The 21,063-nt window shown below is 47.1% G+C and carries 20 protein-coding genes, 1 tRNA gene and 2 pseudogenes; 15 read left to right on the top strand and 8 right to left on the bottom strand.

Annotated elements, in window-relative coordinates:
• The first annotated feature begins 1 nt into the window (after window position 1).
• Genes OIU26_RS16765 through OIU26_RS16755 form a run of 3 tightly spaced genes read left to right on the top strand, consistent with a single transcriptional unit; the run spans window position 2 to window position 3,331 of the window.
• Window positions 2-1,351, top strand: coding sequence for a nucleotide sugar dehydrogenase (locus tag OIU26_RS16765; protein WP_436449161.1), 1,350 nt, complete (start codon window positions 2-4; stop codon window positions 1,349-1,351).
• Window positions 1,344-2,219 carry a methyltransferase domain-containing protein gene (locus OIU26_RS16760; protein ID WP_264217455.1) on the top strand — a complete coding sequence of 292 codons (876 nt, stop codon included), beginning with the start codon at window positions 1,344-1,346 and terminating at the stop codon, window positions 2,217-2,219. The genes OIU26_RS16765 and OIU26_RS16760 overlap by 8 nt, the downstream gene beginning before the upstream one ends.
• A complete protein-coding gene (locus tag OIU26_RS16755; protein ID WP_264217454.1) occupies window positions 2,216-3,331 on the top strand; it encodes a glycosyltransferase family 2 protein in 1,116 nt (371 codons plus the stop codon). Before OIU26_RS16760 ends, OIU26_RS16755 begins: the two co-directional genes overlap by 4 nt.
• Here OIU26_RS16755 and OIU26_RS16750 read toward each other — a convergent pair.
• The gene (locus OIU26_RS16750) at window positions 3,323-4,201 is read right to left on the bottom strand and encodes a DUF72 domain-containing protein (RefSeq protein WP_264217453.1); all 879 of its coding nucleotides are present in this window, start codon (window positions 4,199-4,201) and stop codon (window positions 3,323-3,325) included. The two genes, OIU26_RS16755 and OIU26_RS16750, sit on opposite strands and share 9 nt — an antisense overlap.
• Before the next feature lie 264 nt (window positions 4,202-4,465).
• Between OIU26_RS16750 and OIU26_RS16745 the strand changes: the two genes are divergently transcribed.
• From OIU26_RS16745 to OIU26_RS16725, 5 genes are all read left to right on the top strand, one after another.
• Complete coding sequence (locus OIU26_RS16745) at window positions 4,466-5,251, top strand: class I SAM-dependent methyltransferase (RefSeq protein WP_025678764.1); 786 nt, start codon at window positions 4,466-4,468, stop codon at window positions 5,249-5,251.
• 23 nt (window positions 5,252-5,274) lie between these two features.
• Window positions 5,275-6,285 (top strand): MBL fold metallo-hydrolase, encoded by a 1,011-nt coding sequence (locus OIU26_RS16740; protein WP_264217452.1) that lies wholly within the window; start codon window positions 5,275-5,277, stop codon window positions 6,283-6,285.
• Window positions 6,286-6,362: 77 nt separating this feature from the next.
• Window positions 6,363-6,998, top strand: a complete 636-nt coding sequence (locus OIU26_RS16735) for an SDR family oxidoreductase (RefSeq protein WP_264217451.1) — start codon at window positions 6,363-6,365, stop codon at window positions 6,996-6,998.
• 166 nt (window positions 6,999-7,164) lie between these two features.
• The gene (locus OIU26_RS16730; protein ID WP_165081798.1) at window positions 7,165-7,803 is read left to right on the top strand and encodes a TetR/AcrR family transcriptional regulator; all 639 of its coding nucleotides are present in this window, start codon (window positions 7,165-7,167) and stop codon (window positions 7,801-7,803) included.
• Window positions 7,804-7,906: 103 nt separating this feature from the next.
• Window positions 7,907-8,692 (top strand): SDR family NAD(P)-dependent oxidoreductase, encoded by a 786-nt coding sequence (locus OIU26_RS16725; protein ID WP_013372751.1) that lies wholly within the window; start codon window positions 7,907-7,909, stop codon window positions 8,690-8,692.
• Between the two features lie 156 nt (window positions 8,693-8,848).
• On the opposite strand, the gene OIU26_RS16720 is transcribed toward OIU26_RS16725, so the two are convergent.
• The gene (locus OIU26_RS16720) at window positions 8,849-9,286 is read right to left on the bottom strand and encodes a GNAT family N-acetyltransferase (protein WP_264217450.1); all 438 of its coding nucleotides are present in this window, start codon (window positions 9,284-9,286) and stop codon (window positions 8,849-8,851) included.
• 75 nt (window positions 9,287-9,361) lie between these two features.
• Entirely contained in the window at window positions 9,362-9,919 is a 558-nt protein-coding gene (locus OIU26_RS16715; RefSeq protein WP_013372749.1) for a phosphatidylglycerophosphatase A family protein, read from the bottom strand.
• Between the two features lie 153 nt (window positions 9,920-10,072).
• Between OIU26_RS16715 and OIU26_RS16710 the strand changes: the two genes are divergently transcribed.
• The 3 genes from OIU26_RS16710 to OIU26_RS16700 all read left to right on the top strand — a co-directional run bounded on the left by OIU26_RS16710 (window position 10,073) and on the right by OIU26_RS16700 (window position 12,618).
• On the top strand, window positions 10,073-11,131 hold the full coding sequence (locus tag OIU26_RS16710) for a GerMN domain-containing protein (RefSeq protein WP_264217449.1): 1,059 nt from the start codon (window positions 10,073-10,075) through the stop codon (window positions 11,129-11,131).
• 93 nt (window positions 11,132-11,224) lie between these two features.
• Window positions 11,225-11,986, top strand: a complete 762-nt coding sequence (gene rph / locus OIU26_RS16705; protein ID WP_013372747.1) for a ribonuclease PH — start codon at window positions 11,225-11,227, stop codon at window positions 11,984-11,986.
• Window positions 11,986-12,618, top strand: coding sequence for an XTP/dITP diphosphatase (locus tag OIU26_RS16700; protein WP_013372746.1), 633 nt, complete (start codon window positions 11,986-11,988; stop codon window positions 12,616-12,618). The genes rph and OIU26_RS16700 overlap by 1 nt, the downstream gene beginning before the upstream one ends.
• A gap of 167 nt (window positions 12,619-12,785) precedes the next feature.
• Here OIU26_RS16700 and asnB read toward each other — a convergent pair whose 3' ends face one another.
• On the bottom strand, window positions 12,786-14,630 hold the full coding sequence (gene asnB / locus OIU26_RS16695; RefSeq protein WP_025678748.1) for an asparagine synthase (glutamine-hydrolyzing): 1,845 nt from the start codon (window positions 14,628-14,630) through the stop codon (window positions 12,786-12,788).
• Between the two features lie 163 nt (window positions 14,631-14,793).
• On the opposite strand from asnB, the gene OIU26_RS16690 reads away from it, so the two are divergent.
• On the top strand, window positions 14,794-15,153 hold the full coding sequence (locus OIU26_RS16690; protein ID WP_013372744.1) for a hypothetical protein: 360 nt from the start codon (window positions 14,794-14,796) through the stop codon (window positions 15,151-15,153).
• Window positions 15,154-15,462: 309 nt separating this feature from the next.
• Here OIU26_RS16690 and OIU26_RS16685 read toward each other — a convergent pair whose 3' ends face one another.
• Window positions 15,463-15,756, bottom strand: a complete 294-nt coding sequence (locus OIU26_RS16685; protein WP_016324668.1) for a DUF4870 domain-containing protein — start codon at window positions 15,754-15,756, stop codon at window positions 15,463-15,465.
• A gap of 174 nt (window positions 15,757-15,930) precedes the next feature.
• Here OIU26_RS16685 and OIU26_RS16680 point away from each other — a divergent pair.
• Window positions 15,931-16,004 (top strand) — tRNA-Arg (locus OIU26_RS16680).
• A gap of 208 nt (window positions 16,005-16,212) precedes the next feature.
• Here the strand turns inward: OIU26_RS16680 and OIU26_RS16675 are convergent.
• Window positions 16,213-16,492: pseudogene (locus tag OIU26_RS16675) on the bottom strand (transposase); the annotation flags it as partial.
• Window positions 16,493-16,828: 336 nt separating this feature from the next.
• Here OIU26_RS16675 and OIU26_RS16670 point away from each other — a divergent pair.
• On the top strand, window positions 16,829-17,731 hold the full coding sequence (locus tag OIU26_RS16670; protein WP_165081712.1) for a PhzF family isomerase: 903 nt from the start codon (window positions 16,829-16,831) through the stop codon (window positions 17,729-17,731).
• Between the two features lie 91 nt (window positions 17,732-17,822).
• Here OIU26_RS16670 and OIU26_RS16665 read toward each other — a convergent pair.
• Together OIU26_RS16665 and OIU26_RS16660 are read right to left on the bottom strand one after the other, a co-directional pair.
• Window positions 17,823-18,160, bottom strand: a pseudogene (locus OIU26_RS16665) (IS30 family transposase); the annotation flags it as partial.
• Between the two features lie 290 nt (window positions 18,161-18,450).
• The gene (locus tag OIU26_RS16660) at window positions 18,451-19,800 is read right to left on the bottom strand and encodes a 6-phospho-beta-glucosidase (RefSeq protein ID WP_264217448.1); all 1,350 of its coding nucleotides are present in this window, start codon (window positions 19,798-19,800) and stop codon (window positions 18,451-18,453) included.
• Window positions 19,801-19,988: 188 nt separating this feature from the next.
• Here OIU26_RS16660 and OIU26_RS16655 point away from each other — a divergent pair, with 188 nt between their 5' ends.
• Window positions 19,989-20,957: a LacI family DNA-binding transcriptional regulator gene (locus OIU26_RS16655; protein WP_264217447.1), complete on the top strand. Its 969-nt coding sequence runs from the start codon at window positions 19,989-19,991 to the stop codon at window positions 20,955-20,957.
• Window positions 20,958-21,063: the final 106 nt, after the last annotated feature.

The raw sequence follows: 21,063 nt of genomic DNA, 5'->3' as shown, positions 1-21,063 counted from the left end.
GATGAAAGAGGTGGGTATTTTGCAGCTTATGGGAAAAATCACAAAAGGAACTGTAAAGGTGGCTGTGATCGGCCTCGGTTATGTAGGGCTGCCCATGGCAGTGGAAATGGCACAGGCTGGTTATGACGTATATGGTGTGGATTCCGATCCTGTCAAAGTAGCCAAGCTGCTTCAAGGAAAGTCGTACATCATAGACATTGGCGATGATGCATTGGAAGGTCTGATCGGACAGCAATTGCATCCAGTTACGGATATCAAGGTGCTGGAGCATGCGGATATCGTCGTGATTTGTGTGCCTACGCCGCTGACGGATGGACATCAACCGGATACGTCCTATATTGAGACGGCTATTGATCAGGCCATACCTCATTTGCGTAGACAAACGCTGTTGATCCTGGAAAGCACCACCTATCCTGGAACGACCGAAGAACTGATTCGGCCAGTGATAGAGCAGCGCAGGGGATGGACAGTGGGTAAGGATTTTTATGTGTGCTTTTCACCGGAACGTGTCGATCCGGGCAGCGTCCATTTTAACATTCGCAACACCCCTAAGGTGATCGGCGGTTGCACACCGGATTGTCTGGCAGCGGGAGCAGGTTTTTACGGGTCTTTTTTGGATCAGATTGTCCCGGTTAGCTCAACAACCGTGGCTGAAGCCGCCAAGCTGTTTGAGAATACGTTTCGCAGTGTCAACATTGGAATGGTCAATGAGCTGACAGCGGCCTGTGAGAAAATTGGCATCAATATATGGGAGGTACTGGATGCAGCGGCAACCAAGCCGTTCGGCTACATGCCTTTTTATCCGGGACCAGGCATTGGAGGACACTGTATCCCGGTTGATCCGCTATACCTGTCGTGGAAATCGGAGCAGCACGGTTTTCCGCTGGAATTCGTGGATCTGGCAGACCGCATGAATCGGCGTATGCCACTGTATATTGCGGAGCGAATCGAATCCATGCTAGCTCAGGAAGGGAAAGCCATAAACAAGGCCAACATCATTCTGGCAGGTGTAGCCTACAAAAAGGACATTGATGATGTTCGGGAATCCCCGGCTCTTGTCCTGTTTGAGCATCTAACAAAAATGGGTGCTTCGGTTAGCTTCACCGACCCGTATGTATCGAGTTTTAAGCTGAACGGTGAAGAAATCCCATCTCGGAGGGCAAATGCCCAGCTGTGGGAAAGTGCAGATATCGTAGTCATCACGACAGACCATTCTGTGGTGAACTACCAACAGTTGGTTGACCATGCTCGGCTGGTCTTCGATACACGTAATGCGACTGCACATTGCACAGGTGGACATGTCGTGATTTTGGGGCATCCTGGTGACGGAGGGGGCGCCGCTGTTGGCTAACCGTGATCAGGTAAACGAACGTTATTACGGGCAGATTAATTCAGAGGAATCTCATGAAGCCACCCGCAATAGAATTCACTGGATTTGTCGCCATGTACGGGGTCGTACCGTGCTGGATGTTGGATGCAGTCAGGGAATAACGTCCATTTTGCTTGCGCGGGAAGGCTTTGAGGTAACGGCGATTGATTTGGAAGAAGACAGCATTTATTATGCAAAAAAAGAACTTCGTCAGGAATCTGCACCCGTCAGGGGACGAGTCCATTTTCAGTTAAAGGACATTTCACAATTTGAACGTCCTCCCGGTGGTTTTGACACTATTATTTTAGGAGAGATTTTGGAACATTTTGCGCATCCCGACACCCTGCTGGCCCATGCTTACCGCTTGTTGAATAAAAAGGGGACGCTCGTCCTGTCTGTACCTTATGGATATCATCCATTTCACGATCACAAACGGACTTACTATGCCGGAAGTCTCTCCCGTGTGCTGTATCCTTACTTTAAAGAACAAGCGCTGGAGGTACATCATAAATATTTGTGCTTTGCAGGTCACAAGAAGCCAAAAGAGCTGCGTGAGGCTATGCCAGGAGCAGAGCAACTGAATGAGTGGATGAAACTGGATGAGGAGCAGTTTCGACGGGTAGAGCAGCAGCATGTTCGCAAAATGAATCAGCGAAAGGCTGCACTCGACAAGGCGGTACAGAGAATCCGGTATATGGAGCAACAACTATTTTCATTGGAGAGGGTTACGCGTGTCGAACAGATAGACAAGACGCAGGATGAGAGGAGAGGTGCATATACTGATGGCAAGTCTACCGAAAAAACAACGGAAGAATCAGCCAACGGTAAAGGGGATGACGTGAAGTCATGACTGAGCATCTAATGACCATCAGCTTGTGTATGATTGTAAAAAATGAGGAGCAGACACTGGCCCGGTGTCTGGATTCGGTCGCAGACCTGATGGATGAAATCATCATCGTGGACACGGGATCGACGGACCAGACAAAGACGATAGCAGCCCGCTATACGGATCGGATATATACATTTGAATGGATGGATGATTTTGCCGCCGCTCGTAATGAATCGTTTGACAAGGCAACGTGTTCCTATATCATGTGGCTGGATGCGGATGATGTGCTATTGGAATCCGATCGTGAACGTCTGCGTTCTTTAAAGCAGCGATTGTCTAAGCATATCGACGTGGTGGTGATGCCACTTCACTTGGCAGAGGGTGAGCAGGGTGAACTGTTGTTCACCTCACACCGTATACGCCTTGTGAAGCGGGATCAACAATACCGCTGGGAAGGGCGTCTGCATGAGGATCTGGTGATACCTCAGGGGCAAATCGTACATTCGGATGTGGCAGTGACACATCGCCGAATGCAAGACCATACGCTCCGTAACCAACGTATTCTCGCCCGGTGGATCAGCGAAAGCGGCAAGCTGGAAGGGCGTTTACTGTATTTTCACGCCAATGAATGCTTTGACCGCAAGGAATATGCCGAGGCAGCAGAAGCCTTCGACCATCTGCTGGAGGAGCCGAGCGGCTACCGGGAAGATCGGATTACTGCTTGTGCGCGATCGGCTGAATGCTATCTCCATCTCGGGAAGCCCGAGCAACAGCTGGATCGTCTGCTACGTTCTTTTCGATACGGGGTGCCGCAAGCAGACTTGTGCTGCATGATCGGGGACTGGTTTTTCACAAGAAACGAATGGAATACTGCCGCATATTGGTATGAAAGAGCAACGGAACAACAGCATCACCTTACTGGTATGCGACCTGTCCCACTGCCATGCTACTCTTGGTTACCTCATGTGCGGCTCAGTCATTGCTTTGCACATATGGGTAAGCTGGAAGCTTCGTATGAGCACAACCAAGCCGCTTTACGTTATTTGCCTGATGATCCGCATTTGCTGGATAACGAACGCAAGCTCAGGAAGGTAATCCCCAATCATTCATCCACAGCCCGGTCGTCAAAATAGTTCAAGCTGTTCCGGCCCGTGATCCGCTTCAGGTGGCTTGCGAGGTGGAAAAGGCTTAGGCTCCATGCCCAGCAAGGTCATGAGTTGCTTGGCATTGGCAGCGGCGTCTCCACCTGAGTTGTTGTTGAATATAACGCATACCTCACGGCTTTGCTGCTCCAGTTCCAGCAATCTGTCTTTCCATTCGGCCAATTCCTGTTCATTGTACCGATACAGATAACGAACCTCCCGCCAATTAGGTGCGGAGCTTTGATTCCAGCCTGATATGTTCCGTCCGTGAAGACGTACGATGGTCAGGTTGCTGTCTGTAGCCTGCGGCACAATGGGAACTGACCCGGGTCCTGCCTGCGGCTCGTCGCATACGCTATGTATCCAGCCTTCTTCACGCATAAATGCCAGCGTTTGCTTCCGAAAATCAGGTGTGAACCAGCTTTGATGTCTAAACTCAAGTACGGATGGGACCTCTCCCATCCTATTTTTCGTGTCTCGCAGTATGGCGACATTCTCACGTGTGCAGTCAAACCAGGGCGGGTACTGAAACAGCACGGCTTTAAGCTTGCCCGCTTCGCGAAGAGGTAGTATGGATGCATGCAGTGCTTCGTACATGGCATCTATCGTTTTGAAGTAAGGCTGTTTGCCGCGGGTGTGTCCGGTCATGCCTTGATAGGCCTTGACGAGAAATGAAAAGGAGTCTGGAGTTTCCGCCGCCCAGCGCGCCATACGATCCGTAGGCTGTACTGCATAAAAAGAACTATCCATCTCTACTATCGGAAAATGGCTTCCATAGACATTTAGTTTTTGGTTAGCTTTAGTGCCCGTTGGATATAAGTCATCGTGATCGCCCCAACCCGTCAGTCCAATTTGAATCATAACTTTGCCGCTCCTTTCCTGCATGAAACCTCTATAAAGGCGTTCCGATGATTCATTTTAATGATAAAATGGGGTAAATCACATGAAGTTGGTATGAAGTTCCTATGATTATTTAAGCTCAAATACGGTTATTGTAACATGCTCTCATGACAGGAAGCTTTGTGCTTTTAAAAAATGCTTATTCGTAATGTTTTTGAGTTTCCAGTTTGAAAAAGCTAATATAGTATGTAATAGAGCGAAATGAGTTCATGGAGGAGAAACGATATGGCAGAATGGTACGAGCAAAGCTTTGGGGAAGATTATTTATTGGTATACAAGCATCGCGACTTTCAGGGAGCCTATCAGGAAGTGCAAAAAATGATCTCCTGGCTCAAATTACCGCAAGGCTCCAGCGTATTGGATTTATGCTGTGGGATGGGACGTCATTCGCTTGCGCTCGCAGATGCAGGTTATAAGGTGACAGGTGTGGACCTTTCCAATGTGCTACTGAGAGAGGCTCGTGCAGCTGATTCCGAAGGGCGGGTAAGTTGGCATCAAGGGGATATGAGAGAGGTGCCGCTGGATGAAAGTTATGACGCAGTGATGAATTTGTTCACCTCCTTCGGTTATTTTGAAAAGGATGAGGAGCAGCTTAAAGTATTAAAGGAAATTTATCGTCTATTGAAACCGGGAGGCCGTTTTATTATAGATTATTTGAACCCTTCCTACGTAGCTGCTCATTTGGTACCGCATTCGTCCCGAGAGGATGAAGGAAATTGGATTGAGGAGCACCGGGTCATTGAAGATGGATTTGTGAAAAAGCAAATTGCCATTCGGTCAGCCGCATCTGTGACGACTACAGAAGCAGCCTCAGAGCTGGGTGCCACTCACGCTGACGCAGAACCCGTGCGTGTGTACTATGAGCGAGTAAAGCTATATCCGTATGAAAAGTTCCGTGATTTGCTAGAACAAGCCGGGCTATCCGTAGAACAGGTGCACGGAAGTTATGATGAAGATCAATATATAGAAGATGCTTCGCCCCGAATGATTTTTGTCGGTGTGCGGGCTTGAAACAGAAGGGCGGATGGGAAGCCATGAAATTGCCAGAGCTTACGCTCTGTGAGCGAATAGACGGAGGCTTTCAGGTCAAAATATCCATGTCTTTTCCGCTGCGCTGGGTGAATAGCTATGTGATCAAGGGACAGCATGGTTTTACAATTGTAGACCCGGGTCCGCGCAATCTGGATACAGAGGCAGAATGGGCATTTGTGTTTCAACAGCTGGGCATGTCCTTTGGGGATATTTCGGACATTGTGGTGACGCATCATCACCCCGATCATTACGGATTGGCGGGGTGGATGCAGCAGCAAGGTCAGGCTCGCGTACATATGTCAGCTCGCAGCCATAAGGAAGCGATGATGATGTGGGACGCTCCAGAATTGACGACCGCTATGGAGAAACGGCTGCCTAGCTTTTTTGTCCAGCATGGCTTTCCTTTGGAACAGGTATCAGCCTTGGAATCACATATGCAGCAGGCTTATTTGCAAGTGAATCCGCAGCCTGAGATTACCTTCATTCCTACCGGAATAGACGCTCGTCTGGAATTAGACGGACGGTTCTGGCTGCCCGTTGAGACAGGAGGGCATGCGCCTGGGCATGTGTCCTTATATGAGCCGAATAGCGGCGTTATTCTGTGCGGTGACGCGGTGTTGCCGCAGATTTCTCCTAATATCAGTCTGCTGCCGGGCAGCGATGCCCAGCCGCTGAAGTCTTATATAGACGGCTTGCAGCGCCTAGGTGAGCTAGAGGTCGCCTGGGCATATCCCGGGCATCGCAATCCGTTTGGGTATTTTCGCGAACGGACACAAACATTGCTGGCGCATCATGAAGAACGGCTGGAGAAATTCTGGCAGCTGATCCAACCGGAAGGCAGCACAGCCTATGAGCTGTGCATTGCCGTGTTCGGCGACAAGCTGGGGATTCACCAGCTAAGGTTTGCCATGTCCGAGACGCTGGCCCATCTGGTGGAGCTGGTGCGCCGTGAACGGGCCTCTATGAGCGAGGAGAATCCCATCGCGCGCTTTCATTCCTTTTGCCGTCCATAATGGCGGAAAGTTAACGAATATAGCGATATGACAAAGCAACATGACAAAGCGGCATGCATGCCGGGGAAGAGGCTTTTATGAATTTGTTGCTGTTGGGAGCTACCGGACGTGTGGGCCGTTTTATATTAGATTATGCGTTAACGGATGGTCATACCGTAACTGCCCTAGTTCGTTCACCGGACAAGTTGGAGGATTTCGCATCCCAATGCGGGACACAGCTGCAAATCGTACAGGGTGATGCCACCAACGCGAAGGATATAGCACAAGCGCTGAAGGGCGGGCCAGCAGTTGTGATCAGTGCACTGAATACAGATGGAACCACCACCTTATCCGTTAGCACAGGTCTGCTGATTCGACTGATGCAGGAGCAGTCCATTCACCGGCTCATAACGGTAGGAACGGCAGGGATTTTGCAAAGCCGGACCGAACCGAGCCTGTATCGGTACGAGTCCTCCGATACCCGGCGACGCAGCACCCGTGCGGCCGAGGAGCATCGGCGGGTGTACGAATTGCTGCGTGAATCGGCACTAGACTGGACAATCGTATGTCCGACCTATCTGCCAGATGGCGGATGTACAGGTGTATATCGCGTGGAAAAAGACTTTCTACCCGAAGGTGGCTCACAAATTACCACTGCGGATACAGCTGATTTTACCTATCGTCAATGGAAGAGTTGCGATTTTATCCGTACAAGGGTGGGCATTGCCTATTGATCGTGGAACGCAAAACATAGCTTTATTGATAAGCATCCAACCAGAGCGCAGTAAGTGTATCTACTTATGTTGCGCTCTTTTTTGTTGACAAACATTCCGGGATTGAATACTATGGTTCTATAAGGAAACAGTGTTTCTGAGATAAGCAAAGGAAGTGCATTGAATGATGTCTGAGCCATCGCAACCTTATAGAACCTATTCTGAGGTGAAGTTACAGCAACAGCAATTGCTCCGTAAAAATGTGATTGATGCCGCATGCATCCTTCTTGTAGAAGAAGGGCCTGAGGCTGTGACTGTACGGCGAGTTGCACAGAAATTAAGCTGTTCTACCAAGATCATTTACAGTATTTTTGGCAGTAAGGATGGTCTTGCCAATGAGATGTATCTGGATGGATGCCGACTATTGGCCGAAACCTTTCAACAAGTACCTGTTACCCAAAATGTACTCGCTGATCTGGAAGCATTATGCTGGGCATATTGGGAATTTGCGCGGCTTCATTCAGCCTATTACAAAATGATGTTTGGCGGGGCATTATCTGATTTTAAGCCAGATGAACAGAGTTTGGAGGGCACCACAACGGCATTATCGCGAATCCTGCAAACCGTCGTACACGCTATGGAGCTGGGAGCACTGAAAGAGCAGGACCCGCTGCTGGTTGTCCGAATGCTATGGTCAGCTTTACACGGGGTGATACATCTACAATTTGCAGGTCATTTTTTGACTGCGGACATGGCACAAGAGGTATATGCATTTACACTGAGGAATACGCTCGATGTATGTAAACCCTCGTCATCTCCAGCGTAAATATGAAGTGGCTGAGGTCATCTTCGTGATGGCTTCAGTTCATTATATAGTAGTGGTAACAATGTTTCCGAAATAAAACGACGATACTATGGAGGTTATCATCATGTTTATGTATGCAAACAAAACAGCACTCATCACAGGGGCTTCATCCGGAATTGGCGAGGCATTTGCCTATTCGCTCGCGGCTAAGAAATGTAATCTCATTTTGGTAGCGCGCAATGAAACCAAATTAAAAGCACTGGCGAAAGAACTCTCCGCTAAATATAACGTAAAAGCTACGGTGATTGCGCTGGATTTATCCTCACCAGGAGCTCCTCAAACATTGCATCAAGAGGTTCAGTACCAACAACTCAAGGTAGATCTTCTGATTAACAACGCCGGTTTTGCCACCTACGGGTACTTTGAGCAGGTTTCAGGAGAAAGACAGCATGAGGAAGTGATGCTCAATGTGGCTGCTTTAGTCGATATCACACATGCATTTATGCCTGATTTATTGCGTAACCGGGATGGTGGACTCATCAATGTTTCATCCACCGCTGCATTTCAGCCCGATCCCTATATGGCCGTATATGGAGCAACCAAAGCATTCGTACTTTCTTTTAGCGAAGCGCTGTGGGCCGAAAATCGAAAACGGGGACTCAAAGTGCTCGCCCTCTGTCCAGGTGCAACCGAAACCTCATTTTTTGATGTAGTAGGCTCCAGTGAAGCCTCTGTGGGTTCCAGAGAAACACCCCAGACTGTCGTCCATAATGCCTTGAAAGCATTTGAAAAAGGGCGCAGTCATATGATATCTGGTCGACAAAACTATTGGGTAGCTCAAGTATCCCGATTTTTCTCTCGTCAATCCACACTTAACATTGTAGAACGTACGCTACGACCTCAAAATTGATTGCAATTCATGAATCAAGATAGCCTATCCTTAATCGTCAGAATTACCGCTCAATAAGCTGAAATTTTATACGCCGGGTCTGATTGCTTCCAGCTCAATTGAACTAGAAGAAATCAGGCCCGGCGTTCCTATTTACATAGATCAAGCGTTCAGATGCTATCCCAGATCTCGCGAATATAATAAAATCCCATCTCGCTTCTCCCAGCCGTTAGCTGACCAGAAGCGATGACCTCCTATATTATGCTCCATCACAAACAGATGACATTTATCAATGCCTTCCTTGAGTAAAGAGGATAACGCTTTATCTACCAGTCTGGGCGCAATCCCATGACCACGATGTTCTGTGGCTACACCCAGATGATACAGGAACCCTCTGCGACTATCATGACCTGCTAAAATCGTACCTATGATGTTTCCAGCGAACTCACAGACAAAGCTAAGTCCTTCATTCCGCTGCAAAAATCGTGCAATCCGCTCCGGTGAGTCGGCCTCACTCAATCCTAACCCGTCTAAGCCATTCCATAGTGCAATAGCTTGATCATAATCGTCAGCCTGCATCGCACGGAATGTATATCCATCAGTTACGCTTGCCATGTCTCTAGTTCTCCTCTTACCCTTGTATATATCTATTGTACGCCAACGCATTGTTTGCAATTAGCGTGTCATTGTTTACCGTGTTGTATTCGGTGCGCTTTCTTCTCCAAGCTCCTGTTCGCGCTCTGCCTGCTTGCGATGGGCGATACGACTGCTGGCCGAGGCTGCGATTGCACCCACAATATCGTCCAGAAACGTATTAATCGGTCCAAGGCTTTTATCGTTCAGGCGTTCCAGCACACCCGGTTTGAGCTTATCGACATAACCGTAATTGGTAAATCCAATACTGCCGTACACATTAACGATGGAGAAGGCTAGAATTTCATCCACTCCGTATAATCCCTCGTCATGCTCAATCATATCCTGCAATGGGGGAAGAAGAGCACCCTGTTCCGCAAGAATATCTAGCTGGATGCCCGTAAGCACGGCATTTTGAACTTCGCGCTTCATCAACACCTTGTCCACATTCTCTAAACATTCTTCCATCGTTAGGTTCGGGTAATATTTTTTCTGTAGAAGCATAACCAGTTCTGCGATTTCAGTCATACTTACACCACGCTTGTGCAGCCACTCACGGGTGGCATCGGCTACCTTTTTACTATTCAGGCTGTAAGGTACTTTTTTCTTGTCCATAAAGTTGAAGTTACCCTCCTCGTGTAGATCCTAATTTTCTACTGCAATTATGACCAGTGTGTCCAGTCTGCTAAAAAAATAGTTATTTTTTACGCGGGGCTCGTATACATATTAGTACAATCTGTACAAAATTGTTAGGGAGGAACTTCATTTATGAACATAAAACACCCATGGCGTATGACCTCTGTAGCCGGGCTGCTATCCCTGCCCCTGTTGTTGTCCGGATGCAGCCTTTTCGGCAACGAAGCCGCGTCCATTGACCCTCCGCCGTCCACGACAGAGCAGTCCATGATTAAGGCAGTAACTGGAAAATCACCTGCCACGACCGGGCAGTTGAGGGCTGTCTTTTTGCAAGATCATAACGGCTTGCTGGCCCCTGTATCTTTACCGATTGCTTCAGGCGATGTACAGGCAGATGCCAAGTCGGCGCTGGAAACACTGGTTGAGGGCGGGCCTTATGCCGGATTATTACCAGAAGGATTTAAAGGTGTACTGCCTCAGGGTACAGAAGTGAAAAGTGTGACAGTGGACAAGAATAACAAGCTGGCAGTTGTCGAATTTAACAAATCTTTCGCCAACTATAAGCCACAGGAAGAACGCAAATTAATGGAAAGCTTGACCTGGACCCTGACCGATCGTCCCGATATTAAGAGCGTACAGATTTGGGTGGATGGTAAAAAGCTGAACGAAATGCCTGTTGGCGGCACACCGCTCGACCATCCGCTGACGCGCGCAGTAGGGATTAATTTGGAGGTCGGTCATGGCGTGACCCCCCTAGATTCCAGTCCAGTCACCGTGTATTTCTCTTCATCTTCTCCTGCTGGGGTACAATATTATGTACCTATAACACGACTGGTCAGTCCGGAAAAAGATCGTGTCCAGTCAGCTCTGCATCAATTAATTCAAGGGCCACAGACCAAGGATGGATTGCAGGAAGTGATGACAGGGGAGACGGCGCTGAAATCGGTAGAACGCTCCAAAGATAACGTCATTACGGTATCACTCTCGGATGATATGTTTGCCAAAGGAGAGGCCGTACCTGCTGAATTTTTGGAATCGGTCGTACTGACAGCGGCGGACAATTCGGATGATGCGGTCAAAACGAAGATTCGGATTGAACTGAATGGTGAGAAAAGCGTGATTGGACAAAATAATCAAAATTATGGAGAGCCTGTAGCCAAGCCGCAGCACATTAACGAAATTCCTCTTTAAGGACAGGGAATCGTCCTTGGGGTGCTTTTGCCTGCACACTTTGGTAAAATAAACATATAAGAACAGGTTGCATACGACGTAGGAGGAAAAAGCATGAGTAGATCTAACGGACGAAACGGTGATGAGCTGCGCCCGATGAAATTGACAGCAGGAGTAAATAAATACGCGGAGGGCTCTGTTTTTATAGAGGTTGGCGAGACGAAAGTCATCTGTACGGCTACAGTGGAAGAACGCGTTCCTCCCTTTATGAAGGGCCAAGGAAAAGGCTGGGTGACCGCCGAATATTCCATGCTTCCGCGGGCGACACATAGCCGCAATCAGCGTGAAGCTGCGCGCGGCAAGTTGACAGGCCGTACTATGGAAATTCAGCGTCTGATCGGAAGAGCGTTGCGTTCGGTTGTCAATTTGCAGGCGCTTGGTGAACGGACGATTACGTTGGACTGTGACGTCATTCAGGCGGACGGCGGGACACGTACAACCTCCATTACCGGTTCTTTCGTAGCATTGGCGATTGCAGTAAATAAAATTGCGATCCAGCACAAGTTGCCTGTTTTCCCTATTACGGATTTCCTGGCTTCTGTCAGCGTAGGGGTTGTTGGTGACAAGGCGCTGCTGGATCTGAATTATGAAGAGGATTCCAAGGCCAAGGTGGACATGAATCTCGTCATGACTGGCAGTGGAAAGTACGTTGAGCTGCAAGGTACAGGGGAAGAAAGTCCGTTCGACCGTCAGGAATTGGATCAGCTGCTTAGCTTGGGCGAACAAGGGATTCTGCAAATGATTGAGCGCCAAAAAGAAGTGCTCGGACCGATCGCTGATAAGATTGGTGCTGGACGTACAGGAGCTGGGGCCTAATGCGACTGGATGGTCCGGTTGTCATTGTCGCTACGAAGAATAAAGGGAAGGTGCGGGAATTTGCACATGCTTTTGCGCCGTTTGGCAAGGAAGTCAGAAGTATGTACGATTATCCCGACATTCCTGATGTCGTTGAGGATGGCACAACCTTTGCCGAAAATGCGTTAAAAAAAGCCAAAGCGGTGGGAGATGTGCTCGGATTGCCTGTGCTGGCCGATGATTCCGGTCTGTGCGTGGACTTGCTGGATGGTGCGCCGGGCGTATATTCGGCTCGTTATGCTGGAGAAGGTGCCAGCGATCACGAAAACAATATCAAGCTACTAGACGTTCTGGAATCGAAGCAGCTTGGTGATGATACCGGACAGCCTTTGCTAAGCCCGGCTCAATTTGTCTGTACCTTGATTCTGTATAATCCACAGACTGGGGAGACGTTGGAATCGACGGGCTCCGTGGAGGGCTGGATTACGACTGAAACCGCGGGCAGCGGTGGGTTTGGGTATGATCCGCTGTTCTATTTGCCAGAGTTTGAAAAGACAATGGCAGAGCTGACGTTGGAACAAAAGCAAGCTATCAGTCATCGGGGCATAGCCCTGCGTAATTTGGCAACAAAGCTAGGGAATCCGCAGGCATAGTTTGGTAGCAGGCGAATAATATACCTGTCATATACGAAAAAAAGGCTATCCGTCAGTCATAGGCTGCGGATAGCCTTTTTTGGTACTTTCTGTTCCACGTATCGTATGCATCAAGAAAGATGGGCGGTTGCCACCTCGTACTTTACGACTTAAGCAGTTAGCACATTTTATCGAATAGCCACCTTGTAGGTGCGCAGCCAATTATCCACTTGCGTCAAGTAAGCAAATAACTGCGGACCCGACATCAGCTGGCCAAACCAAGGTAGATTGGTGGATGCCTCCGGTGAGGCGGCAATATCCCGTACCTTTTGCGCATCGATCAGCTTGAGCAGTGGGGAAGAGGAATCGTCCAGCAGTTGCAGCGCCTGCTTTTTCACAGCGGCAAGATAGGAGGGATTATGCGTTTTGGGATACGGGCTTTTTTTGCGATACAGCACATCATCCGGCAATACACCCTCCAGTGCCTTGCGTAAAATACCTTTTTCACGTCCGCCTGTCATTTTGATGCTCCACGGAATGTTCCATACATATTGCACCAGCCGATGATCGCAATACGGAACCCGTACTTCGAGTCCCACCCCCATACTCATCCGATCCTTGCGATCCAGTAGGGTAGGCATAAAGCGGGTGATGTTCAAATAAGACATGACGCGCATTTGCGCAGCTTTTCCTGTTTCACCCGGTAGCTTTGGTACTTCTCCGACTGCTTCTGAGTAGCGGTCGTTCAAATACTCCAGCGGTTTGATCCAGTCCCGCACTTCTGGGGATAGCAGACTCGCTCTCATATCGGGAGCAACTGCCCACGGAAATGTGCCTGAGTTCAGCATATCCTCCCGATGGAACCATGGATATCCGCCAAACACTTCATCTGCTGCTTCACCGGAAATAGCAACCGTAGCGCCCTTTTTAATCTCCCGGCAAAAGAGATACAGTGACGAATCCACGTCTGCCATTCCGGGTAAATCCCGCGTTAGCGTGGAGTTGTTCAGAGCTGCTACAACTTCTGGTGTATCGAATTCAATCCAGTGATGATTTGTCCCTAATTCATCGACCATTCGCTGTATCCAGGGGGCATCAGCTCCGGGCTGAAACGCATGGGCTTTAAAATGCTTGTCGTTGTCCACATAATCGACCGAATACGTATGAACTTGTCCCTGCCCGGTACGTTTGTAATAATCGACGGCTAATGCGGACAGGGCGCTTGAATCCAGCCCGCCAGACAATAAGGTACATACCGGTACATCCGAAATAAGCTGTCGCTCCACGGTATCCATCAACAGCTCTCGTACCTTGAGTGCCGTTTCTTCGGTGTTATCCTCATGTGCAATGCTTTCGAGCTTCCAGTAGGCTTGGATGCGTACGCCGTCGCGGCTGTAGGTTAGGGTATGTCCGGGACGCAGCTCCTTCATCGATGAATAGACGCCGTGTCCGGGGGTGCGTGCAGGCCCAATGATAAAGATTTCTGCCAAGCCCTCGGCGTCTACTGCTGCCTCAACGGCTGGATGCTGGAGCAATGCTTTGGGTTCGGAGCCAAATACGAATACATCTTCGGTTTGGCTATAAAATAGCGGCTTCACTCCCAGTCGATCTCGTGCCAGAAATACCTGCTCCCGCTCACTATCCCAGACCGCAAACGCAAAAATGCCGTTCAACCGATCTACACAATCCGGGCCCCATTCGATATAGGATTCGAGCAGTACCTCTGTGTCGCATTGTGTACGGAAAAAATGCCCGCGCTGTTGCAGCTCTTTTTTCAGCTCAGGCGCGTTATATATTTCCCCGTTATATACAATCGTATAAGTGATATCCTCAAGCTGCCGGATCATAGGCTGAGCGCCGTTTTCCGGGTCCATTACGCTTAGTCTTCGGTGTCCGAAGGCACACGGGTTGGATATCCAGGTACCCGCAGCATCCGGTCCGCGATCGGAGAGCGTTTGCGTCATATTTAGCAGCAACTCAGATTGATGCATCAAGTCTCCGTTCCACTGTATGAAACCTGTAATTCCGCACATGTCTATTCATCCTCTCTTTGTCGTGTTCATCCAGTGTTGGAATGAATCAAAAACTAAATCCCCAGTTCATCAGTATATATGCCGAAAAGAAGCATAAAATGTCTGTCCGTTCCGAAAACTACAGATGGGGCAACCCGTTTACTCGTGAGGAAGGAGGGAGACAATGTACTACATCAAGGATGCCAAAATACGCCGCTTCACTGAACTTGACGGAGTGCGCTGCGCTGAGGTAGAAGTGCGTCCCGGTGCCGCAGATGACCCGGAGCTGCTGGTTTATATCACAGCCACGAATCAGAAGGATGGTCAGCCTGACTATGACATGGTAAGGATCATCCGCAATGATGCTGATCTGGAGCTGGATTGGTACGACAATAATCTGCATTCGGCATTTGAGGAAGTGACCGACAAGGCTTTTACTGACTCTACGCACATTACCGCTGGTGAGGAACGGGAAAAATTCAAAAGGGAATTGCTTTCCTATGGGCAGCTTAGTACAGAGTTTGCCAAGGAGTTCGGGACATGAGAATATGGTGTACTATACCACGGCTTTTGTTGATTTGGACACCGGCGCCATCGCCGGATCAGCGTGAAAGGAGGGGAAAATCATAGACGGCAAAGCGAAGTATAAGAAAAACAAAGGCAGCAGTTATATTCATAACAATGAGTTCGCGGAAGAAGTGCTGGAGAAAAACGTAAGACATGAGGTACGAAGAAGTCCTAAACGCTTTGGGAATAAATAAGCTACCAATGAACTAAAGCAACTCATCAAAGTTGATCCCAAAGAAGCCTCCGTATTCGTCAAATTTGCGAATATGGGAGGCTTCTTTTAGAATTAGGCCGCTTCACGCAGCGTCATGATCCCTTTGTAGATGTTATAAACAAAAACGCCGAGATAGACCACTACAAATAGCAGTACAAACCCGATAACTGAACCTGCATGATTGGCAGTGATAATAAAATACACTAGCGGAATCGCCGCAATAATGGGGAAAATGTGCGATAAAATGGCTTTTTTCGCGTGTCCCTGAACATATTCATCCCGGACTGCGATCCACACAATGACCGGCACCAGAAAAGGTGCGAAAAAAATGCTGAAATAACAAAGTGAAGACAAAAGGCCTCTCACGGATCACCCCTCCTTTTTGGCGTCGTTCTTTGTACATAATACCCCGTTAGCGTCCAAATGATTCCTTTTGCAGCCTGCTTTCCTGTATAATGAAAAAATGCTTTTGACAGTTGGTCAAAATATGATATAATAATCAATGCACTGAATACATAAGGTTTTATTGATTGTTATCTTGTCCCAGTAGCTCAGCTGGATAGAGCAACGGCCTTCTAAGCCGTCGGTCGGGGGTTCGAATCCCTCCTGGGACGTAATTAAATCAGTCACAAACCGTTGATATAAATGGATTTGTGAGAAATTAGGGCTTCGGTCAGGGCTTCGGTCACTGATGCAGAATCCCTTTTTTTTATATTACGGATTGTCAAGCTAAGTGGGACAGTTCCTCTGAAAAGGAGGGTCTGTCAAAAGTTTTATGAAAACTCTTTTAGGCACAGATTCCCCCGAGGGGGAAGTAGCGATTTATCGCAAGTGTTGACCTACCCGATCGGGGAAAAAGACCGACATCTGGAGCAACATTTGGCCTCAGTTTTGGACACGACCTGTCCATTTCGAGTGACGTCGATGGTAGCCAGATAGAGCAGATTAAGTAAGGCTTCATCGGTAGGAAGGATGCTCTTCCTTTCGTCACCTTAAGAAGTTGGCGATGGTAGCTCTCAATCCTATTGGTGGTGTAGATGAGTCTGCGAATCTCTAGCGGGTATTTAAAAAAGGTAGCGAACTCATCCCAATGGGTTCGCCACCTGTTGAATGGCTGATTCAGATTCAGCACGTTCTTCTTCAGTGCACCTCTTGTTTTATGAATTGAGTTACTCAACAGGCGTGGCAGAATCTAAAAGTATCTATAATCATAAAAGATTTTTTCCATTTTTAGATAAGGATTGAGAAGACCATTTCAGCTAACTGCGGCTTTAGTTTAATAACAATCTTCCATAAAAGAGCGCGATTCTATAATAAGGATCAGTTCGTTTTCATTAAAGTGCCATATTATATCTTTTAATTTAAGTGAAACTGCCTAAAAAGTATGTTAATATCAGTTTTAACAGACAGACAAACTAGTATTTATAGAGGCGAAATTATGAAAAAATATAGAATATATCAAGTAGACTCATTTACAAAAAATAGATTTCATGGCAACCCTGCTGGGGTTGTTCCAAATGCAAATGGACTTACAGATGAGCAGATGCAGAGAATTGCAAGAGAATTAAATAATTCGGAAACTGCATTTATTTTTGAAACAAATTCTTCAAATTATGATGTTGGAGTAAGATTTTTTACTCCAACAACAGAGGTTCCAATTTGTGGTCATGCAACAGTAGCAGCACATTATGTTTATGCAATTGAGAGAAAAGTTGAAACTGGAAGAATTATTCAGAAAACAAAAGCAGGTATATTGCCTGTTGATGTTATAAAGCATGAAGATGACTATTCTATTGTAATGACACAGGGAGAACCTTCTGTATCAGAGCCTCTAAATGATGAAATAAGAAGTCAGATTGCAAATGCGTTAGGTATTTCTTGTAAAGATATTTGCATGGAATATCCAGTTGCGATATCTTCAACAGGTCATTCTAAGGTAATGGTTCCGATTTACTCCAATGAAATACTACATAGTTTAAAACCTGATTTGCAGAAGCTTACAGAAATCAGCAAGCATATTGGATGTAATGGATATTATGTTTTTACATTAAATCCACAAGAGGATATATTGGTTCACGGAAGAATGTTTGCTCCTGCAATTGGAATAGCTGAAGACCCGGTGACAGGAAATGCAAACGGACCGCTTGGAGCCTATTTGGTACACTATAACATTTTGCAAAATGAGAATGAGCAGTCTTTTGATTTTGATATTTTACAAGGTGAGGCAATCAAAAGAGAGGGAACAATGCATGTTCATGTGAAAAAGGAACAGGGAAAACCCGTATTAGTTCAAATTACGGGGAAAGCGGTTATTGCTTTTTCAGCGGAGATCATACTTTAAAAAGTCTAACAAATTTATCAATAAGCTTAATGACGGATTGTCAAGCCAAGTGCGACAGTTCCTCTGAAAAGGATTCGTGAGCGGTTCTCCAGCCCAGACACTTACGTGAACGTACTTCTTTCGGATGCTGGAAAATCGACTTGCCCACACCATACTTCCCCCGTGTCTCAGAGGGATTCTGACGCTTGCCTTTGTGCCTGAGAACAGCCAGCGATAGATCGTTTTAAGCTGTCCTTCTTGACGGTGACGTTGCTCAGGAGACCAGGTCGCTTGAAGCTTGTCTTCGATGATGCCAGCAAGCTCTGGCGTCCATTTGCCTACAGGAATTGAAGCCCGACGTCGCTGGACATAACTCTTCTGAGATGTCTCAGCACGGTAAGACCCCCCTGACCCATTATTCCGGCGGAGCTCTTGGCAAATCGTAGCAGGTTTGAAGCTACTGTTCCCAATAAAGATTGAACCTTTATTTATAAGAGCATCTTTAACAGTCAAAAAGCCTATTAATGTTGAAATAATAAGGTTTTATGATATTAGTAACACTAGGTGGCTTTAAATGTGGAATTATAAAATTAAGGTATTCTACACATCCTCTACATATAAATTTGACAAACCCAATAACACCAACGTCCTAGCAAGTACTCCTGGGACGTATAGCAAAAAGCTTCCTACATGCATGTAGGAAGCTTTTTTGTGTTCCAGCAGGATGATTGCTGCTAGCTTTATACCGTCGCCGTCGCCTTCTCCTTATGAGCAAAGAATTGAGGCAAATGCTCTTTGTGTGCTTCCAGCAATTCATCCAGTACGGTTTGGGCGATATCCCCGCTTGGAACGAGCGGATTCAGGGTGAAGGCTTGCAGTGCTGTCGCATAGTCACCAGTGACCGCTGCTTCAATGGTCAGCTCTTCCATCGCCTTCATGACTTGCAGCAGGCCCCGCTGTGCTGGTGGGAATTTGCCAAAGTTTACAGGCTCTGCACCATGCGCGCGAATGACACTGGTTACTTCGATGGCGCTATCATAAGGGACATCATCAATCGCACCATTGTTACGTGTACTAACCACCATCAATGTGCCTTTGTTGTTATAAATGGAATTAATGATTTCACATGCAGCATCGCTGTAATGTGCACCGCCGCGTTTGGATAATTCCTCTGGTTTGTAATCCAGATTCGGGTCTTTGTACAATTCAAACAGACTTTCTTCCAGACGTTTGACGACTTGGCCCCGAGTTCCTTCGTTTTTGGCCTCCTCTAATTCTTCCTTGAGCATGTTGTCGGTCATGTAGTAATACCGATGGTAAGGACAAGGCAGCATTTTCAATTGACGAACCTGATCGTACAGGAAGCGCATGTTCTTAATATTTTCAACGACCTTCTCCGGTTTTGCGCCAGGTGCGTACAATCCTTCGATGACTTGCTCTGTTAATTCTTCTCCGGTTTTGTCATAAACTTTGTGCCAATGAAGGTGGTTAATTCCTGCAAATTTAAAGAACAGCTCTTCTTCCGATTTGTCCAGTACAGCCGATGCACTCTTGATCGCACCGATTGGCACATTACATAATCCGATGACTTTATCCCACTTACCATAACGAAGTACCGCTTCGGTGACCATACCCGCAGGGTTGGTGAAGTTAATCAACCATGCATTCGGACACAGTTCTTTCATATCTTCAACGATACTGAGGATAACGGGTATGGTACGAAAAGCTTTGAACATCCCGCCAGCCCCATTAGTTTCTTGACCGATCATGCCGTGTTTTAACGGAATACTTTCGTCCTTAATCCGGGCTTCCAGCAAGCCTACCCGAAATTGTGTTGTGACAAAATCGGCATCCTTCAAGGCTTCCCGACGATCCAGTGTCAAATGTACTTCACAATCAATGCCTGCGGCCTTCACCATCCGTTGGGCCATGGCCCCTACGATCTCCAGCTTTTCGCGTCCTGCCTCAATATCTACCAGCCATAATTCCCGAATGGGAAGCTCTGCATAGCGTTTGATAAAGCCTTCTACTAATTCTGGTGTATAGCTGGAGCCTCCGCCAATGGTTGCGATCTTTATGCCTTTTTTCATGGTTAGTGCCTCCTGAGTATGTTTTTTTAAAACCGCTTTCTTAAGCTCAAATTCACTGTAATCCCTGTAATGCATTACAGGTCAAGCGCTTTTAAAAAACTTATTTGGGGAAGGTGACAATTGTAGGGACGGGACCACGAACATTCTAAACACGAACATGCTAAAATAGAAAGAACGAGGTGAGAAATGTGGCAAATATTCATGAAATTGCAAAGCTGGCGGGCGTATCCTCGGCAACGGTGTCCCGTGTCATTAATAACCATCCGTACGTAAGTGAACCGACAAGGCAGCGTGTACAGGAGGTCATAGATCAACTGGATTATGTACCTAATTTGAATGCGGTTTCATTAAAAAAGGGCATGACCAAGCTCATAGGAATTATTTCAATTTCTTTTAATGATTCATTGGGTTCATTTGTGCGTGGATTTACAACCTATGCCCAGGAGCATGGTTTTAATATGGCACTATTTATTACGAATGGAGAGAAGGAGCGGGAGCTTGAAGCACTGGAAATGCTTCGGAGAAAGCAACTGGACGCCTTGGTCTGTATGATTCGCGTCAATGAATGGAGCGTGATTGAACACTATACCAAATATGGTCCAATTGTGACGTGGCAGCGTGTAAACATTGATGCAATCCCGTCTGTATTTATGGATCAGTATCAGGGGTACATGCTTGCGCTGGAGCATCTGTATGCCAGAGGCTACCGCAGCATTGTGAATGTATACGGGAATATGAGGGGACTGAATACGAAGGAGCGCATACGGGCTTATCATGATTTTTGCAAAAAATATGATTTGAACGCTGATGCCTTCCCGCATTTTTATGATTTAAATTCAATGGAAGCGGGTGAACAAATTGCTCACTGGTGGAGCGAACAGCCCAACAAGCCTGATGCCTTCGCTTGTTCTACCGATTATTTGGCTGCAGGGCTTTTGACTGAAGCACGTAGGCTCGGTGTTTCTGTACCAAGTGAGGTTGCAGTGGTGGGCTTTGATAACATTGAAATTTCGCATTTGCTTGATTTAACCACCATTCATTACCCGATTGACAAACAAGCGGAAAATGCATTCATCATGATTCGAAATGCCCTAGAGGGGCTTCATGAAGAATTACATCCTTTGGAATTCAAATTAGTAGAGCGAGCGACCACCTAATATCCTGGTTATTCTTTTTCGCTGTGGTTATCGGTGTGCTATTCAGGGATTAGTAAATCAGAATAAAAAAGGACTCCATAACAGAATAAATGAACTGTGACCCGTA

Source organism: Paenibacillus sp. BT-177 (assembly GCF_025846815.2).
In the GTDB taxonomy this organism is placed as follows: domain Bacteria; phylum Bacillota; class Bacilli; order Paenibacillales; family Paenibacillaceae; genus Paenibacillus; species Paenibacillus polymyxa_C.
This window is presented reverse-complemented; position numbering and strand designations above follow the sequence as displayed.

Coding starts and splice junctions, on each gene's coding strand:
- OIU26_RS16765 (WP_436449161.1), top strand. CDS start 2: ATGAAAGAGGTGGGTATTTTGCAGCTTATGGGAAAAATCACAAAAGGA.
- OIU26_RS16755 (WP_264217454.1), top strand. CDS start 2,216: ATGACTGAGCATCTAATGACCATCAGCTTGTGTATGATTGTAAAAAAT.
- OIU26_RS16750 (WP_264217453.1), bottom strand. CDS start 4,201: ATGATTCAAATTGGACTGACGGGTTGGGGCGATCACGATGACTTATAT.
- OIU26_RS16745 (WP_025678764.1), top strand. CDS start 4,466: ATGGCAGAATGGTACGAGCAAAGCTTTGGGGAAGATTATTTATTGGTA.
- OIU26_RS16740 (WP_264217452.1), top strand. CDS start 5,275: ATGAAATTGCCAGAGCTTACGCTCTGTGAGCGAATAGACGGAGGCTTT.
- OIU26_RS16735 (WP_264217451.1), top strand. CDS start 6,363: ATGAATTTGTTGCTGTTGGGAGCTACCGGACGTGTGGGCCGTTTTATA.
- OIU26_RS16730 (WP_165081798.1), top strand. CDS start 7,165: ATGTCTGAGCCATCGCAACCTTATAGAACCTATTCTGAGGTGAAGTTA.
- OIU26_RS16725 (WP_013372751.1), top strand. CDS start 7,907: ATGTTTATGTATGCAAACAAAACAGCACTCATCACAGGGGCTTCATCC.
- OIU26_RS16720 (WP_264217450.1), bottom strand. CDS start 9,286: ATGGCAAGCGTAACTGATGGATATACATTCCGTGCGATGCAGGCTGAC.
- OIU26_RS16715 (WP_013372749.1), bottom strand. CDS start 9,919: ATGGACAAGAAAAAAGTACCTTACAGCCTGAATAGTAAAAAGGTAGCC.
- OIU26_RS16710 (WP_264217449.1), top strand. CDS start 10,073: ATGAACATAAAACACCCATGGCGTATGACCTCTGTAGCCGGGCTGCTA.
- rph (WP_013372747.1), top strand. CDS start 11,225: ATGAGTAGATCTAACGGACGAAACGGTGATGAGCTGCGCCCGATGAAA.
- OIU26_RS16700 (WP_013372746.1), top strand. CDS start 11,986: ATGCGACTGGATGGTCCGGTTGTCATTGTCGCTACGAAGAATAAAGGG.
- asnB (WP_025678748.1), bottom strand. CDS start 14,630: ATGTGCGGAATTACAGGTTTCATACAGTGGAACGGAGACTTGATGCAT.
- OIU26_RS16690 (WP_013372744.1), top strand. CDS start 14,794: ATGTACTACATCAAGGATGCCAAAATACGCCGCTTCACTGAACTTGAC.
- OIU26_RS16670 (WP_165081712.1), top strand. CDS start 16,829: ATGAAAAAATATAGAATATATCAAGTAGACTCATTTACAAAAAATAGA.
- OIU26_RS16660 (WP_264217448.1), bottom strand. CDS start 19,800: ATGAAAAAAGGCATAAAGATCGCAACCATTGGCGGAGGCTCCAGCTAT.